The following is a 16,264-nucleotide window of genomic DNA, read 5'->3' as shown; positions in this document are numbered from 1 at the left end:
ATCACATGATTGCCGCACCTTTTATTTCACGAGCACGTCGCGCTGCCGTGGCTGTTCCCGTGATCGCGCTGCTTACCCTCGCAGGCTGTGCAGACAACAAACCCGCAGCCTCTGGCTCCGGTGACCAGGCAGCAGGTGAACCGCAGGTCATCACCGTCAATATGACCGACGGCGATTGCTCTATTTCATCTGCCTCTTTCCCTTCCGGCGTGGTTACCTTCAACATCACCAATAACGGCTCTGTTCCTAATGAATTTGAGGTGTTGACTGAGAACAAACTTCAGATTGTCTCCGAACAGGAGAACATCGGCCCAGGCACCACGGCGTCCCTGACTACTGCTTTGGATGAAGGAACCTACTTCACTGCGTGTAAGCCCAATATGGTGGGTGCATTGATTGGCGTGACCGAAGTTAAGGTCACTAAGGGTGAATCCGTTGCTGTTTCTGAAGATGTTCAGAAACTCGAAGAAGAAGCAGTAACTAACTACACCGCTTACGTGCGTGACCAGGTGGGCCAACTCCTCACTGCTACCGAAGCATTCGCTGCTGCATACACCGCCGGTGATATGGATAAGGCTCGTGAACTCTTCCCCCTGGCTCGCCAGCATTACGAACGCATTGAGCCTACTGCGGAAGCCTTCGGCCTGGAAGAAGCAGGCGACCTTGATGCTGCCATGGACTTGCGTATTCAGGACTTGGCTGCTGACGCTGGCAAGAGCGTAACCGACCCCGAGGTCATTAATGGATGGACTGGCTGGCACCGTATTGAGGCTGATCTCTGGGCGCCCTCACCTGATTCTCCCTTCGTTATGAAGTCCGAAGCGGATCGCAAGGCTGCAGCCGATGATTTGGTTGAGAACACTCAGAAACTTTACGACTTGGTCTATGGCAAGATCGACGGCCCTGGCGGCAAGTTCGAACTGAGCCTGACTGATGTGGCTACCGGTGCCGCAGCCCTCCTCGAAGAGGTCTCGAACAGCAAGATCGTTGGTGAAGAAGAAACCTTCTCTCACACCGACCTTTACGACTTCAAGGCTAACGTTGAAGGCGCAGAAGTGGCTTATGGCAACGTTGAAGCCATCGTGGAAAAGAACAACCCCGAATTGGCCAAGACCATCACCGAGCAGTTCGAAGCCGTGAACGAACTTCTGGCCAAGTACGAGACCGGAACTACCGCTGATGGTGCCACCACCTACCGCGACTACTCTGAAATTGCATCCGTCCAGGATGGCGCAGGTGAAGCACCTGACGCCAGCTCCTACACCAAGGAACAGAAACAACTCTCAGACGCTGTGAACGCACTGAGTGAATCCCTGTCCCAGGTCGCAGGAACCGTTCTTCACTAATTCACATCATGACGAGCGACTTTCACTAGTCAATCGCCGCCCCAGGGGGATAAATGATTCCCCTGGGGCACCTTGCTTGAAGGAGTTCACCGAAAATGAGCACCCCACCATCTGGTTGCCCGATGCATGCTGGGCATGATTCGTCTGCCCAATCTGAAAAGTCCGTGTCTCATTACGAGGCGTCGAGTACACCCGCTCAGGAAGGGGCAGTAGACGCAGGCGCTGGCGGTTGCCCCGTTCATGCCACCTCGCGGCGCAAAATGTTTGCCGGATTCGGAGCAGGTGCGCTTGCGGCGGGCCTGGCAGGATTTGCTGGTGGTTGGGCCGCTGCGGACCGCAGTGCCCCCACGGAACCTGTACTGTCCATCTACCCGTTCCGTGGCGAGCATCAAGCAGGAATTACCACTCCTGCCCAGGACAACATGTATACGGTGGCCTTTGACATTACTACTACCAAGCGTGAGAACCTCGAAAAGATGCTCGCGGCATGGTCGGTTGCTGCCGAACAGATGTGTGCTGGTGAACTTGTTGGTGGCCAGCCTAGTGCCAATAAACAACTCCCGCCCAAGGACTCAGGTGAAGCTTGGGGCTATCCTCCCAACGGTTTAACCATCACTTTCGGGGTGGGCAAGGGACTGTTTGTGGACGCTGATGGCAATGATCGCTTTGGTTTGAAGGACAAGATGCCTGCCATCCTTGATGAGGGCATGCCCGTCTTCGCTCACGAACAACTGCGAGAGCGTCAGACCAACGGTGATCTCCTCGTTCAGGTCTGTTCCAATGATGCTCAGGTGTGCGTGCACGCCGTGCGTAACCTGACGCGCATTGCTTTTGGAACCGCAGCACTGCGGTGGGGGCAGATTGGATATGGACGCACCTCCTCCACCTCAGTGGAGCAGGAAACCCCTCGTAACCTTTTTGGTTTCAAGGATGGCACCAACAACATTAAGAGCCAGGAAAGCGTTGACGAGTTCAACGAGCACGTCTGGGTTCAGCCTGGGGATGATGACAATGCTGCCTGGATGGAGGGCGGTACGTACTTCGTGGCCCGCAAAATCAAGATGATGGCCGAAATCTGGGACCGCCTGCGCCTGATCGAGCAGGAACAGGTGTTCGGGCGTGACAAGCGTTATGGTGCACCGTTGAGCATGGCCGATCCGACCAGCGGCAAGGACGAATTCACCCCGATGGATTTTGAAGCAACGGATGATGAGGGTGAACTCATGGTTCCATCCGACTCTCACGTGGCTATCGTTGCCCCGGAAAATAATGGCGGCCGGCGCATGCTCCGCCGTGGCTATAACTACACCGACGGCAATGATTCACTCGGCCAACTTGATGCGGGTCTGTTCTTTATCGCATTCGTACGCGATCCCCGAACGAACTTCTACCCGATCCTTAGCCGTATGACGCAGGAAGATGCTCTTGACGAGTACCTCCAGCATCAGGGCTCAGCCCTCTTCGCTGTGCCTCGCGGAATGAAGGAGCACGAGACGATGGTGTTCGCAGACCTCTTCACCGACTGAGGATAATCATCGGACAATTTTCGTCGGCGTCACGCTGCTTAGGCACAGTGGCGCCGACGTTTCATTACTAACGAGGCAGCCACAGCGATGACGGCGGTCAGTGATAAGCCGGCAATCCAGGGCTGGTACTTGGAGAAAAAGGACTCGTGCCTAGCGGCGTAGCCGGCATTGTCTGCGGCGGCCTGAGAAACATAGGCGGTGGCATGAAGCCCCATAGCAATGTCATCAGGATTCGTCCATGTTGCGGTATTGCCGTCAATGCGTGCTCCTGACGCTTCAATGACGGGACCGGGGAATGTCATGGTGACCTTTGCGTCAACGGCACCTTGGAAAGAATCGTCACTTTTTGAGGAGGGCGACGCCGCGCCGTCGCCTTCTGTTGAATTGTTGGAGTCGGTCTGTGCCTGACTGGTGTTAGTGGTGGGGGAGTGGGTGGCGGATGGTGACTGTGTGGCGTCTTCCCCAATAGCGGGGAGGGTGACAGTGATGATGTCACCTTCTTTACTGACCAGACTGCCTTCCTCTCCGTTCGTGGCAATGGGAACGCCTGAGACCGAGATGAGGCAACCGTCCTTGGGGGAATCAGCAGCGGGAGCTGCTGAAACGGTGACCGAGGGGGCATCGATGCCGAGTGTTCCTGGGGCGGCTACGGCGTCACAGGTCATCTCTCCGGTCCACAGTTGATGGCTCGGGTCTGACCAGGAGATCGTTGAATCGTAGTGTGTTTCAGTCATGGTCATGTCGAGAGAGGCTTGACAAGCGCTCAACATCATGGCGGTGATGCACATAACTGGCAGGGCAGGCCGGAGATGAGTCCTCATATAGAGAACGGTACATGTCTTCTTTTTCTCTGGGCATAACTTACGTGTTCGTGCGGAAACATGGAGAAATATGCCGAGAACCCTCAAAAACGTACAGAAACAATCATGTGGTCCGCCTCACGGCTAGGACGTTTGGAGGTGACTTAGCGCTCTGAAAGAGGGAGAATAAGGCCCGTAAGACGAAATCGTCGTCACACCAATATGCCCAACGAGAGGGATAAACACATGACTGTGTCTGAGCAGGACGTCCGCGCCGCCGCACCGGCTAACGCACCTGAGGATGTCATCGCTTTTGCCACCCGCATTGCCGAGCTCGCTAAGCCGGAATCCGTCTACTTCTGTGACGGTTCTGATGAAGAATGGGATCGCCTCACCACTGAAATGGTTGAGTCCGGCATGTTCACCCGTCTCAACCCTGAGAAGCGCCCCAACTGCTTCCTCGCACGCTCCCTGCCGAGCGACGTTGCTCGCGTTGAGTCCCGCACCTTCATCTGCTCTGAGAAGGAAGAGGACGCCGGCCCCACTAACCACTGGTACGACCCGGCAGAAATGAAGAAGATCCTCAACGAGAAGTTCGACGGCACCTACGCCGGCCGCACGATGTACGTGATCCCCTTCTCCATGGGTCCTCTCGGTGGCCCCATCTCCCAGCTCGGCATCGAAATCACTGACTCCCCCTACGTGGTTGTCAACATGCGCATTATGGCTCGCATGGGTGCTAAGGCTATGGACCTCATCAACGAAGGTCGTCCCTGGGTTCCCGCCGTTCACTCCGTTGGTGCCCCCCTCGCTCCGGGCGAGAAGGACACTGCATGGCCTTGCAACGAAGAGAAGTACATTACTCACTTCCCTGAGACCAATGAGATTTGGTCCTACGGCTCCGGCTACGGCGGTAACGCTCTGCTCGGCAAGAAGTGCTACGCACTGCGTATTGCCTCCACCATGGCTCGTCGTGACGGCTGGATGGCCGAGCACATGCTCATCCTCCGCCTGACCGACGAGAAGAGCGGCAAGCAGTACCACGTCACCGCAGCATTCCCCTCCGCATGTGGTAAGACCAACCTCGCCATGCTCCAGCCCACCATCCCTGGCTACAAGGTCGAGACCATTGGTGACGACATTGCATGGATGCGCCCCGGCCCCGATGGCACTCTGCGTGCTATCAACCCTGAGGCTGGCTTCTTCGGTGTTGCTCCTGGCACCTCCTACGACACCAACCCCATGGCAATGGACACCATGAAGTCCAACACCATCTTCACTAACGTCGCACTGACCGACGATGGTGACGTGTGGTGGGAAGGTATCGGCACCGAGGTTCCCGAGCACCTCATTGACTGGCAGGGTAACGATTACACCCCCGCCGATGCTGCAGAGGGCAAGAAGGCTGCACACCCCAACTCACGTTTCACCACCCCTGCTTCACAGTGCCCGATCATCTGTGAGGACTGGGAAGCACCTGAGGGTGTTGCCATCGACGCAATCCTCTTCGGCGGCCGCCGCGCTACCAACGTGCCCCTCGTTGCCGAGCAGTACGATCCTGCGCACGGCGTGTTCATCGGTGCCGCTGTGGCCTCCGAGGTTACCGCTGCTGCTACCGACGTGAAGGCAGGTTCCCTGCGTCACGATCCCTTCGCCATGCTCCCCTTCTGCGGCTACCACATGGCCGACTACTGGCAGCACTGGCTGGACATGCAGAAGGAACTTGGCGACAAGTTCCCCAAGGTCTACCAGGTCAACTGGTTCCGCAAGGACGAGAATGGCAAGTTCCTCTGGCCCGGATACGGCGACAACAGCCGCGTTCTGGACTGGATTGTCCGCCGTGCAGGCGGCGAGGTCGAGGCAATCGACGGTGTTACCGGCCGCTACCCCAAGTTCGAGGACTTCAACCTCGAAGGTGTGGATGTGGATCGCGAGGCATGGGACAAGATGTTCGACATCGATCCCGAGTCTTGGGCCGCTGAAATGGATGACACCGAAGCTTACTTCGCTACCTTCGGAGACAAGTTGCCTGAGGCAATCACCGAGCAGCTGGCCAAGTTCCGTGAGCGCATTGCTGAAGCTCAGAACGCCTGAGTCATTTACCTTGCAACTATTCAATCCTTTGGACTGATAACGCTATAAGGATTGGGTGACTGCAACGAGAGGTGGCCCGCCCCGCATTCGCGGGGCGGGCCACCTCCGTGTATAGGGTATTAAAGTAAACGTTCACGATGGAGCATCGCTTTGTCTTTACCATGAGCGTATTGGTGTTTTAGCGCCAGGCGCGGAGCGATGGTGAAAAGTGAATGGTGCCTTGATGGGGTGAGTGTTTAGGCCTGAAATATTGGGCAATACGTCGCATCGTTGATGGAGGAAAGAGAAAACGTGTCAAAATCATCATTCGAAAAGGTGCGTTTTACTCAAAATAAATCAGTCCGAGCGGTAGAATAAATACTTCGGTGGTCGTTCGGCTTGGGTCATCTTCGACTATTCTGACCACATCCACTTCAGAGTAATGGTTGCACGTTTTCTTCTTTAGGGATTTGGAGATCACCGATTCCCAGTACATGGGAGTGTGGGGCCCGAGGCGTTAGCCTCGGGCCCCACACGTTGCTCTGGCCCGTGCCCATCAATGGATCAACCATTGCATGGGCACGGGCCAGAGTGATGTCTAGTCAACTGTTACTTCGTGGCCTCAAGGAGTTCACGCGCCACAGAGGCCACGTTGGAGCCTGTGAATCCGTACTTCTCGAATAGTAAGGTCCCTGCAGCAGAAGCACCGAAGTGTTCCAGTGATACGGCTTTACCTGCGCTACCGAGAAGATCGGACCAACCCATAGCAATTCCGGCTTCAACACTGACGCGTGCGCGCACAGTGGATGGAAGAACCTGTTCACGGTAGTCAGCATCCTGCTCGGCGAACCATTCCATACAAGGAACGCTTACCACGCGAGTACCCACGCCAGCCTCTTCTAACTCGGCGCGAGCATCCAGCGCGACACTCACCTCAGATCCAGTAGCCAAAAGGATGACCTCAGGCTTCTCGGTTTTACCTTCAAGAACTCCAGAAGACTCAGCTAGAACGTAAGCGCCGCGGCGCACACCTTCAGCAGAAGCGAAAGCCTCCGAGGTGGCAGCACCCTCGGTGCGCTGAACGACAGGGAGGTTCTGGCGGCTGAGAATAATGCCGGAAGGGCCATCGGTGCGACGAAGAATCTCACTCCATGCCACAGCAGTCTCATTGGCATCTGCAGGGCGCACCACAGATAGGCCAGGAATAGCACGTAGAGAAGCCAGGTGTTCTACAGGCTGATGAGTGGGGCCATCTTCACCCACCCCAATGGAATCGTGGCTCCATACGAAAATGGTGGGCACCTTCATTAACGCTGCCAGGCGAACAGCCGGACGCATGTAGTCGGCAAAGACCAGGAAAGTACCGCCGTAAGCCCGGGTCAGACCGTCCAGAGTAATGCCGTTGAGAATGCCGCCCATAGCATGCTCGCGAACACCGAAGTGAATGGTGCGCCCGTAGGGGCCGCCATCACCTACTTCGTCAGCAAGTGCTGCGGGGAGGAAGGATGAGGAGCTATCCATAGTCGTGTTGTTGGAACCGCCGAGGTCGGCGCTGCCACCCCATAGTTCAGGCATGACTTCGCCGATGGCGGAAAGAACCTTACCGCTGGCGGCGCGGGTGGCGATGGCTTTACCTGCTTCGAAGGTGGGCAATGCTGCGTCGAGGTTGGCGGGAAGTTCGCCAGCTTGGAGACGATCAAGGAGTTCAACACGCTCAGAAGAAGCGCGGGTGCGCCATGCGTCGAGTGCTTCGCGCCATGCGTCATGTAACTCCTTGCCCTGCTGAGCAGCAGTGGCGCGGGTGTACTCAAGGATGTCGTCATCCATCTGGAACATGGCTTCAGGATCCAGGCCCAGGGCGCTCTTGAGACCCGCTAGTTCGTCACTGCCGAGTTTGGAGCCGTGAGAACCTGCAGTGCCCTGCTTAGTGGGGCTAGGCCAAGCAATGACTGTGTGAAGGCGGATAAGGGTAGGACGGTCAACTTCGGCACGTGCGGCTTCAAAAGCCTTGTGGAGAGCTTCGTAGTCTTCTTCGTAGCGCTGGCCACCGTTGGTCCAGTCCACATCCAGCACATGCCAGCCGTAAGCTTCGAAACGTGCAGAGGGATCTTCGGTGAAGGCCAGGTCAGTGTTGCCTTCGATGGAAATATTGTTGTCATCGTACAGAGCGATGAGGTTGCCCAGTTTCTGGGTTCCGGCCAGTGAGGCGGCCTCGGAGGCTACGCCTTCCTGTAGACAGCCGTCACCGACCACCGTGTAGACGTAATGATCGAACGGGGAGGTGCCCCACTCGGCGTCGGGATCAAAAAGACCGCGCTCATAGCGGGCGGCCATAGCCATGCCTACGGCGTTGGAGAAGCCTGCACCTAAGGGGCCAGTAGTGGTTTCGACGCCATCCGTGTGGCCGTACTCAGGGTGACCGGGGGTAAGAGATCCCCACGTGCGCAGTTTTTCTAGATCACTAATTTCCAGGCCGAATCCTGCCAGCGCGAGCTGGACATATTGGAGGAGAGAGGCGTGACCTGCGGAGAGGACGAAGCGGTCACGGCCGAGCCATGTGGGGGCGGCAGGATCAACACGCAACTCGCGTTGGTAGAGGACGTATGCTACGCCGGCCAGGGAGATGGCGGTGCCGGGGTGGCCGGATCCGGCCTTTTCGACTGCATCTGCGGCTAAGGCCTTGGCCAGTGCCACTGCGCGGGTGTCAGTTGAGGTCCATGTCCAGGGCCGAGAAGGCATAAGGGCTGTCATCGTGCTCTTTCTGTTGTTCGTCGTGAGTGCCGACGTCGAGTTGCCGCTTCCAGCGTAGGCTGGGTGGGCATGTATCGCCGCTGGTAGACGTCTCTATTGTGCCTGATATGGGGAATAGTGTGTCGGTGGTGCCTGTGGCGTAAGTGGCAAACGTGATTATTTTGGTCTATGCGGAGTGTGGGGCTGGCGGGTATATTGGTGCCAGACCCCCGCCGCACCCAGCGGAATAATCGTGATGTAAGGGATAAATAACAATGCCACAGGAAAAGGCCCCTACCTTTCTGACCGTTGCTGAAGTGGCGGACATGATGCGTGTTTCCAAGATGACCGTTTACCGTATGGTGCACGCTGGTGACCTTCCTGCTATGCGCGTTGGTCGTTCCTTTCGTGTCCCAGAGCGGGCTGTTGAGCAGTTCCTTGCTGCTGGCCTGGGTGATTGGGAGACTGAAGGTCTCGCTTCCACCGGTTCCTGAGCATCACTTTTCGCACGTTTAGTAGGGTCTTTAGTGATCTAGGCCAAAAAACAGGCCTGGAAAAACGCGTTATACTAATGCAATCCGTGTGGTCGGCCGTGCCCGACCCCGTCCGAAGTTCCGGTGCGTCCGGGCACAAAATCTACTGTGAGGTAACCCCATGGGATCCGTGATTAAGAAGCGCCGCAAGCGTATGGCCAAGAAGAAGCACCGCAAACTGCTTCGCAAGACTCGCCACCAGCGTCGCAATAAGAAGTGACCTTGACAGGCTCCGCACCTAAACCGGTGCGGGGCCTGCTTTTTGTCCGGGGTAGAATCTCTTTATGGCACGTACCACGATTCATCTCATGCGCCACGGCGAGGTCTACAACCCTCAAGGGGTACTCTACGGCCGTATGCCTGGCTATCACCTTTCGGCGCTAGGCGATCAGATGGCACAGACTGTTGCAGAGGCTTTGCACAGCCGCGGTCATGACATTACCCATGTGATTACCTCGCCGCTGGAACGTGCCCAAGAAACAGGTGCGCCTACCGCCAAGGCCTATGGCCTTACCCCCACCATTGATGAGCGACTCATCGAAGCCGATAACCATTTTGAGGGTGTTCCGGTCAACCGCAACCGATGGGTTCTGGCTCATCCAGAACATTGGCGCTACTACATCAATCCCTTGCGCCCCAGTTGGGGGGAGCCTTACGTTGACCTGGTTGCCCGTATGAGCGCAGCAGTTCGCGACGCTATTGATGATGCTGAGGGGCACGAAGCCCTCCTCGTCTCCCACCAACTTCCTGTGTGGTCTATGCGCCTGTTCGTCGAAGGCCGTCCCTTGGCTCACGATCCACGTAAGCGCCAGTGTTCACTAGCATCACTGACGTCATTAACTTTTGATGACCGTACCCTCGTGGGGATGTCCTACTGGGAGCCCGCAGCGCATTTGCTTGGCCAGGCCGCAGATATGGTCCCAGGAACCTCTGCTGCCGCGGAAGCTGTGCCTTACGAGGAACTTGACTAACTGCAATGACTAGCGAATCTTCGCCATTCCAACAGTCTGCACCGAATACCCGAGAAATTGTTCCGCAGAATTCGTTGGACCTCACTACTGGCCCTCGCCCTATACCGCAGCGCCCCTGGACAAGCCAGGACTTCGTCTGGTGGAACACCGCAGGTGTGCTGACATCCATTCGTCAAGGCCAGCGTCCTCATCCTGTCTCACCTGTAGTGGACCCGGTGCGTCGCGCATTTAGTCCCGATGAAGTGATGCTGGGGACTTGTGATGCCCAGATGCTGATGTGGAGAAAAGGCAATGCCGAATACAATCCTTCGCGCGGTTTTTTCCTTGCAGGTGGCCCTGTCGGTTTAGCCCTCACCGCAGCATTCTTCGGCGGGCAGGCAGCCATGAACAAGAAGAAGAAAAAGGCTGCTGAACAAGACGCCGTTGAAAAATGGCGCCATCTCGCATACGCGCGTCTGACCGTCTCCACTCATGGTCTTTACCTGGCAACAGGTGAGGGCATCATGTCGGTGAGTTTCAATGACATTCAGGAATGCCATGTCACGGGACCCGGTGAAATCATCATCGCCGCTGCCAACGCGCACGGTAGTGCGCGGTGGATGCTCCGTGGCCAATGGGCCGAACTCGTCATGGTGCAGTGGGCTGCTCATTTTTTACCCGATCACCCCCAGTTGACCACGCGCTCATGGCTACCGGGTGACTGGTTCTTGCATGCCCGTGCCTACGGGTATGACGTGGACACACGTTCATGGCCGCGACTGCCCGGCGGAGGACAGTCATCGATTACGATGTAAGTTCGTGGGAGTCGTTAGACTTCAGAAACTAGCGTTGTCCGAATCGTCATCCTCCGACGTCGCACTATCAGTGCCGTCCGTATTATCACCATTCGTCTTGGGCTGTTGTTCATGCTCTTTACGCAGGCGTTCAGCGAGTTCTTTTAAGAATTCGGGATCATCGTCAGGCGCAGTGCGGTGACGCTGACCAGGCGTGGGAATGGTGATAGCGGAGGGGGAATCAGATGACCACAGACTCCGCTCAATGCGCCCATTGTGTTCTTCAGCAGCTTTGACACGCGAGATGATAATCCATGCAATGGGACCAATCGGCGTAAACAGTACGATGAACAGTAACCACAGGGCCTTGGGAATAGGGGCCGGAATGAGATTTTCTGGCGTGCGCGCACAATCAGCCACGGCATAGATCGCCAGGATGATGGGGAAAACAATGAAGAGAACGCGCATGGTACTAGTTTACCCACATGCCCTACTCGGCTCGGCTAGCCCAGTAAGAGAAGAAGGCTGGTGGCACGACCGCATCGTTGAAGAACGTGACAAGTACTAATTTGTGATAAGTGATTATCGGTAATGCCCTCGGGTAAATGGGAATGGAACACTGCGCCCAAGACAGTCGTGATTCCTGATGGTCACATGAGGGCTGGCCGGTAGGCTACACCTATGCCTCATCACGACGTGATCACCTGTGTTGGCGGCCTTAATCCGGTCGCGGTACAGCATTTACGGGACCAGATTGCTGAACAGTTGGTACTGGCGAAGCGGCAAGTTGCGCCTGAGTTCCCTCAACACCAATCAGAGATGGCTGTGGATTCACAGCGGATCCTCATTCCGGTAGGTGCGGATCACGATCCAGTCGATCATCTCCTTACTGTTACTTATCCTGAGACCACCGCTTTGGTTGTACGCACCTCAGGGTCGACAGGCCAAGGGAAAGCCGTGGCTTTGAGCATCGACAATGTTCTTACTAGTGCCCGTGCAACACATGAGGCGCTCCAGGGGCCAGGTGTATGGATTCTTGCTCTTCCCGCGCATCACGTAGCTGGAGTGCAAGTATTGGTGCGCTCAATCGTCTCCGAAACACCATTGATCGTCGCTGCCAATGCTGACGAAAAAGCCACACCGAACGCCATCATCGCAGCCATTGAGCAAGCTCAAGTTGTCGCTGCGGATAGCGGTCAAAACCCACTGCCGATTTATATGTCCCTTGTCCCCACTCAACTTCATCGCCTTCTTGACGCCTCTCACCCCGATGCCAGGCGGCGAGTGGAGGCGCTACGGGGGGTAAGTGCGATATTGCTCGGTGGCGCTGCAGCCTCAGACGGATTGCTTGAGCAGGCGCGTGCTCAGGGGATTGATGTAGTAACTACATATGGTATGAGTGAGACCTCCGGTGGATGCGTGTATAACGGTGTACCACTGCCGGGAGTCTCCGTATTTATTGAGAAAGGCACTGACCCCGCTGTGTCTACCGTCTTGCTCAGCGAGCATGATTCTCAGGGAATGAACCGGGATGAATCTCAACAGGGATCGCCCCTAAGCGAAGGCAGCCTTGAAGGGCGAATTAGTTTAAGCGGCCCTATGGTTGCCTTGGGGTACGTCAGCGCAAGCGATGAAGAACAAGCGAACTTCTCCGGTACGGGGGCGCAACGCACAATTCGAACCGCGGACATGGGACTTTGGGATGGGAGGACCCTGAGGATCCTTGGTCGCATTGATGATGTCATTGTCACTGGCGGTATGAAGGTCCAGCCCCAACATGTTGAAACGGTACTGGATGCGCACCCTTGCGTTGTTGCGAGTTGTGTGGTTGGCCTAGAGCATTCCGAATGGGGGCAGGAAGTCGTGGCGCTCATTCAGATGGCTAAAGAACGTCGATCCGATGCGCAGGCGGACCATGCTCTGTGTGCTTCGCAAAGCGGAGGAGACGGGGAGAGCACCGATAATAAACATGACTCGGATGCGAACAGTGATTTAACTCCTGGCCAGGCGTCCGTACAGGGGGGAGAGTCTGTTCGCTGCTCTCGAGAAGACTCTCTGCGGATCAGCCTGACGAATTACTGCCGAGAACATCTACCGGCGCCTTCGCGCCCAAAACGGCTCGTCTTCACGGATCAATTACCCACGCGAGGAATCGGCAAGATTGACCGCAAAGAAGTGCTACGGCGTCTTCGTACAGAAGATCATTAAGCAAGTGGCTATTATCATGAGCGTTACAAAGCCCAGATTTGTCCCCGCAATTTTTATTTGTCATTAAGTGTACGAACAGGCGGTTGAGATATCTTGCCCGCGCCGTAGAGACGTCTGGAAGCGATGAATGTACGCGCAAGAGGGGAATTCATCGCCTAGCGGACTACATGACTATCGTGAGTCTCCTGATTTGTGCTGAAGTCATGAGGTGCATCGTCTGGTGGACTGCATTACCGCAAACGCTGAGACAAAGCGCCCAGCATATGGATTAGGCGCGTTTGCCAGCGTTGAGATACATCTTCATTGGCGCTCGCGGACTTTAACAAAGGAGCGCTGATAGAAGCCGGACGCACATCCATCTCATGAAGGACCGGTATAAGTGGACGCACGCTCACATCGCGTCCGAGCAACTTGACAGTACCCAGACCGCAAGCCCCTGCCAGATTCGGCAGGGATCCAGCCAGATGTAAGCCAGTAGCCATACCCACGCTAGTTTCAAGTGCAGAGGAAACAATCGTGGGCAATCCAAGTGTTTCGGCAATCTGCGTTGCGCGTGTGATGCCACCAAGCGGTGCCACTTTAATGATGGCCACGTCAGCAGCCTCGAGGCGTACCACGTCCTGGGGCTGGTTGCTCAATCGAATGGACTCATCAGCAGCAATTGGTACATCACACTGGCGGCGTACCTGGGCTAACTCTTCCACTGTGGCACACGGCTGCTCGCAGTACTCCAGGCCACCGGCAGCATTATCAAGGAGGGGTAAATTCCGCACTGCTTCATCCACGTCCCAGGCGCCGTTAACATCAATACGGATCTTTCCGTTCGGCCCTAACGCATCACGTACTGCTTCAAGGCGCAGCGCATCGTCGGCGAAAGAACCTGGATGGTCACTGATTTTCACTTTGGCTGTGCGAGCACCACTAATGGCTGTCATGGCGTGAGCGCGTTCGGCACTAATCGCTGGAATAGTGACGTTGACGTCAACGCGTCTACGGACTAGTGCCGGAGGTTGCCAACTGTGCCAAGGGCCTGCTCCGGCCCACTCCAGGGCGCAAGCCAACCACGGAGCGGATTGGTCTGCACTGTAATTCCAGAAAGGGGCTGCTTCAGCCCAGCCACGTGGGCCTTGGATAAGTAGGCCGTCTCGGCGGGTTAGCCCACGAAAACGTGTCGTGGTGGGCACATCAAACACCACGATCCGCTCCACACCTTCAAGGAGGCCAGTGCGATCGTGGGGAAGAATTTCAGCCAGAGAAAGGTCCACGGTCTAACAATAGTGAAGGTGGGGCGATTATGGTGTGTTCATGAGCGCAACAGTCATGTTTCCGGTCCCCGAATCCGTTTCCGAAATTTTTGATCCCCAACGCTGGCGGACCGTTGAAGGATTCGATGATCTTACTGACGTGACTTACCACCGCGGAGTGGTCAGGGATGCCGATGGCATCTGGCGTGAAGATCTTCCGGTGGTGCGTGTCGCTATCAACCGTCCCCTGGTGCGCAATGCTTTTCGCCCCCGCACGGTTGATGAACTTTACCGTGCGCTTGACCATGCCCGCATGAGCGCTGATGTGGCTGCGGTGATTCTCACTGGTAACGGCCCTAGTGCCCGTGATGGTGGATGGGCCTTCTCCTCTGGTGGTGACCAGCGTATTCGCGGCAAAGCCGGGTATCAGTATGAAGATGACAGCGCTGCTGACCCCACGGGGGAACTGGCTGATGTGGTTGCTCGCCGCGACCGCCTCAACGCCGCCCAGGCGGGACGCTTGCACATCTTGGAAGTTCAGCGCCTGATCCGCACCATGCCCAAGGTAGTGATCGCCGCCGTGAGTGGGTGGGCTGCTGGTGGTGGCCACAGCCTCAACGTGGTGTGCGATTTGTCCGTTGCCTCGCGTGAATACGCCAAGTTTAAGCAGACCGACGCCAATGTGGGGTCTTTCGACGCCGGCTACGGTTCGGCATTGCTTGCTCGTCAGTGCGGAGATAAGCGTGCTCGTGAAATCTTTTTCTTGGCCCGCACCTATGACGCGCAGGAGGCTGAGCGATGGGGTGTGGTCAATGAGGTTGTGGACCATGCTGAACTGGAAAACACCGCATTGGAATGGGCTGCCACTGTGGCTACAAAGTCTCCTACTGCTATTCGTATGCTGAAGTTCGCCTTTAACTTGGCTGACGATGGCCTTGCTGGACAGCAGGTGTTTGCTGGTGAGGCCACACGTTTGGCTTATATGACCGATGAAGCCCTTGAAGGGCGTGACGCCTTTGTGGAGCACCGCGATCCTGACTGGAGCCAATTCCCCTACTATTTCTGATTCCGCTTTGTGGGGGCATTTGTGTGTAGTTGAGAGATGCTGGAGGGTACGTATATGTAGATGTGCTTGAGATGTGCATGTGCTGCACGACAACCAGGTTTTCGGGATATTTTAAGGAAACACCCAGCGGAATGTGTGATATGTCCCCCGATTAACGTCAATCGGTAGGACTAAAGTCCAATTTGTGTTCATTTCAGGTTTGGAAACGCTTTCAGCTGCGGCTAAGGTTGCGCGGTACGACGGCGTGCCCCCACCTCCCAGCACGCTGGTCAGTGATGTGGGTGCGCCATTTTCATGCGCACGCATTTGCGGCGCCCCTTATCAAGGAGAACCCTGTGCTGACCAAGCTCAAGGCTATGTTCGTCAAGACTGACGCTAAGCGTCGTCGTATCAAAGAAGCCGTTATTGTTGGCTTCATTGGCGGCGTTTTTTCCGCAATCGTGAAGTTCGGCTGGGAAGTTCCCTTCCCTCCCCGCACCCCCGAGCGCGACGCCACCAACCCTCCTCAGCAGCTCCTCGAGCAGCTCGGCATGAGCCACGACATGTCCCACACGATGATCACGTTCAACAACAACGAACGCCCGATCTTCTCTTTCATCATCCATTTCTCTTTCGCTATCGTTTTCGCCCTGTTCTACTGCATCGTGGCTGAATACTGGCCCAAGATTAAACTCTGGCAGGGTATGGCCTTCGGTCTGTTCGTATGGGTTGCTGCCCACCTTGTGGTAATGCCGCTGATGGGCACCGTGCCCAGCCCCTTCCCCTGGGTTGAGGGTGGCCAGACCTGGTCTGAGCACTTCTCTGAAGCCCTGGGTCACATGGTGTGGCTGTGGAGCATTGAAATTGTGCGCCGTGACCTGCGTAACCGCATCACCCACGAACCTGACGCTGAGGTTCCTTTGGACGCCAAGTTCCGCTGAGCATTAATTCTGAGCGATCGCGCGTCGCCGCTGAGCATGAGTGAGCATGTCTGAATATGGGCCCTCTCAGTGAG

14 protein-coding genes are annotated in these 16,264 nt (G+C 56.3%); 10 read left to right on the top strand and 4 right to left on the bottom strand.

Annotated features, from left to right (window positions below):
• Positions 1 to 5: 5 nt before the first annotated feature.
• Complete coding sequence (gene efeO / locus A9753_RS01535) at positions 6 to 1,346, top strand: iron uptake system protein EfeO (RefSeq protein ID WP_089024699.1); 1,341 nt, start codon at positions 6 to 8, stop codon at positions 1,344 to 1,346.
• A 95-nt stretch (positions 1,347 to 1,441) separates the two neighbouring features.
• Entirely contained in the window at positions 1,442 to 2,872 is a 1,431-nt protein-coding gene (gene efeB / locus A9753_RS01530) for an iron uptake transporter deferrochelatase/peroxidase subunit (RefSeq protein ID WP_067779197.1), read from the top strand.
• A gap of 38 nt (positions 2,873 to 2,910) precedes the next feature.
• Here the strand turns inward: efeB and A9753_RS01525 are convergent, their stop codons facing one another.
• Entirely contained in the window at positions 2,911 to 3,606 is a 696-nt protein-coding gene (locus A9753_RS01525) for an LppM family (lipo)protein (RefSeq protein WP_176702701.1), read from the bottom strand.
• Between the two features lie 312 nt (positions 3,607 to 3,918).
• On the opposite strand from A9753_RS01525, the gene A9753_RS01520 reads away from it, so the two are divergent.
• The gene (locus tag A9753_RS01520) at positions 3,919 to 5,766 is read left to right on the top strand and encodes a phosphoenolpyruvate carboxykinase (GTP) (protein WP_067779191.1); all 1,848 of its coding nucleotides are present in this window, start codon (positions 3,919 to 3,921) and stop codon (positions 5,764 to 5,766) included.
• Between the two features lie 588 nt (positions 5,767 to 6,354).
• On the opposite strand, the gene tkt is transcribed toward A9753_RS01520, so the two are convergent.
• Entirely contained in the window at positions 6,355 to 8,496 is a 2,142-nt protein-coding gene (gene tkt / locus A9753_RS01515) for a transketolase (RefSeq protein ID WP_245637326.1), read from the bottom strand.
• Between the two features lie 254 nt (positions 8,497 to 8,750).
• On the opposite strand from tkt, the gene A9753_RS01510 reads away from it, so the two are divergent.
• The 4 genes from A9753_RS01510 to A9753_RS01500 all read left to right on the top strand — a co-directional run bounded on the left by A9753_RS01510 (position 8,751) and on the right by A9753_RS01500 (position 10,773).
• Complete coding sequence (locus tag A9753_RS01510) at positions 8,751 to 8,969, top strand: helix-turn-helix domain-containing protein (RefSeq protein WP_067779188.1); 219 nt, start codon at positions 8,751 to 8,753, stop codon at positions 8,967 to 8,969.
• 160 nt (positions 8,970 to 9,129) lie between these two features.
• The gene (locus tag A9753_RS09385) at positions 9,130 to 9,228 is read left to right on the top strand and encodes a 30S ribosomal protein bS22 (protein WP_003792170.1); all 99 of its coding nucleotides are present in this window, start codon (positions 9,130 to 9,132) and stop codon (positions 9,226 to 9,228) included.
• A gap of 64 nt (positions 9,229 to 9,292) precedes the next feature.
• Positions 9,293 to 9,979, top strand: a complete 687-nt coding sequence (locus A9753_RS01505; protein ID WP_067779183.1) for a histidine phosphatase family protein — start codon at positions 9,293 to 9,295, stop codon at positions 9,977 to 9,979.
• Between the two features lie 5 nt (positions 9,980 to 9,984).
• Positions 9,985 to 10,773 carry a hypothetical protein gene (locus A9753_RS01500; RefSeq protein ID WP_245637325.1) on the top strand — a complete coding sequence of 263 codons (789 nt, stop codon included), beginning with the start codon at positions 9,985 to 9,987 and terminating at the stop codon, positions 10,771 to 10,773.
• A gap of 21 nt (positions 10,774 to 10,794) precedes the next feature.
• Here the strand turns inward: A9753_RS01500 and A9753_RS01495 are convergent, their stop codons facing one another.
• Positions 10,795 to 11,220, bottom strand: a complete 426-nt coding sequence (locus A9753_RS01495; protein ID WP_067779181.1) for a PLD nuclease N-terminal domain-containing protein — start codon at positions 11,218 to 11,220, stop codon at positions 10,795 to 10,797.
• 213 nt (positions 11,221 to 11,433) lie between these two features.
• Here A9753_RS01495 and A9753_RS01490 point away from each other — a divergent pair, with 213 nt between their 5' ends.
• The gene (locus A9753_RS01490; protein WP_067779178.1) at positions 11,434 to 12,960 is read left to right on the top strand and encodes an AMP-binding protein; all 1,527 of its coding nucleotides are present in this window, start codon (positions 11,434 to 11,436) and stop codon (positions 12,958 to 12,960) included.
• Between the two features lie 230 nt (positions 12,961 to 13,190).
• Here the strand turns inward: A9753_RS01490 and A9753_RS01485 are convergent, their stop codons facing one another.
• A complete protein-coding gene (locus A9753_RS01485) occupies positions 13,191 to 14,225 on the bottom strand; it encodes an o-succinylbenzoate synthase (RefSeq protein WP_218056730.1) in 1,035 nt (344 codons plus the stop codon).
• Positions 14,226 to 14,265: 40 nt separating this feature from the next.
• Here A9753_RS01485 and A9753_RS01480 point away from each other — a divergent pair, with 40 nt between their 5' ends.
• Positions 14,266 to 15,270: a 1,4-dihydroxy-2-naphthoyl-CoA synthase gene (locus A9753_RS01480; RefSeq protein ID WP_083090178.1), complete on the top strand. Its 1,005-nt coding sequence runs from the start codon at positions 14,266 to 14,268 to the stop codon at positions 15,268 to 15,270.
• Between the two features lie 356 nt (positions 15,271 to 15,626).
• Positions 15,627 to 16,190: a YagU family protein gene (locus A9753_RS01475; RefSeq protein WP_067780230.1), complete on the top strand. Its 564-nt coding sequence runs from the start codon at positions 15,627 to 15,629 to the stop codon at positions 16,188 to 16,190.
• Positions 16,191 to 16,264 lie beyond the last annotated feature (74 nt).

The sequence above is a fragment of the Actinomyces vulturis genome (assembly GCF_001687305.1).
Classification (GTDB): Bacteria; Actinomycetota; Actinomycetes; order Actinomycetales; family Actinomycetaceae; genus Actinomyces; species Actinomyces vulturis.
The sequence above is the reverse complement of the archived record's forward strand: the minus strand, read 5'-3'. Positions and strand labels throughout refer to the sequence as shown.

Excerpts from the sequence above, each read along its gene's own strand:
- tkt (WP_245637326.1), bottom strand. The coding sequence starts at position 8,496 with ATGACAGCCCTTATGCCTTCTCGGCCCTGGACATGGACCTCAACTGAC.
- A9753_RS01490 (WP_067779178.1), top strand. The coding sequence starts at position 11,434 with ATGCCTCATCACGACGTGATCACCTGTGTTGGCGGCCTTAATCCGGTC.
- A9753_RS01505 (WP_067779183.1), top strand. The coding sequence starts at position 9,293 with ATGGCACGTACCACGATTCATCTCATGCGCCACGGCGAGGTCTACAAC.
- A9753_RS01525 (WP_176702701.1), bottom strand. The coding sequence starts at position 3,606 with ATGACTGAAACACACTACGATTCAACGATCTCCTGGTCAGACCCGAGC.
- A9753_RS01500 (WP_245637325.1), top strand. The coding sequence starts at position 9,985 with ATGACTAGCGAATCTTCGCCATTCCAACAGTCTGCACCGAATACCCGA.
- A9753_RS01475 (WP_067780230.1), top strand. The coding sequence starts at position 15,627 with ATGTTCGTCAAGACTGACGCTAAGCGTCGTCGTATCAAAGAAGCCGTT.
- A9753_RS01495 (WP_067779181.1), bottom strand. The coding sequence starts at position 11,220 with ATGCGCGTTCTCTTCATTGTTTTCCCCATCATCCTGGCGATCTATGCC.
- efeO (WP_089024699.1), top strand. The coding sequence starts at position 6 with ATGATTGCCGCACCTTTTATTTCACGAGCACGTCGCGCTGCCGTGGCT.
- A9753_RS01520 (WP_067779191.1), top strand. The coding sequence starts at position 3,919 with ATGACTGTGTCTGAGCAGGACGTCCGCGCCGCCGCACCGGCTAACGCA.
- A9753_RS09385 (WP_003792170.1), top strand. The coding sequence starts at position 9,130 with ATGGGATCCGTGATTAAGAAGCGCCGCAAGCGTATGGCCAAGAAGAAG.
- A9753_RS01510 (WP_067779188.1), top strand. The coding sequence starts at position 8,751 with ATGCCACAGGAAAAGGCCCCTACCTTTCTGACCGTTGCTGAAGTGGCG.
- A9753_RS01480 (WP_083090178.1), top strand. The coding sequence starts at position 14,266 with ATGAGCGCAACAGTCATGTTTCCGGTCCCCGAATCCGTTTCCGAAATT.
- efeB (WP_067779197.1), top strand. The coding sequence starts at position 1,442 with ATGAGCACCCCACCATCTGGTTGCCCGATGCATGCTGGGCATGATTCG.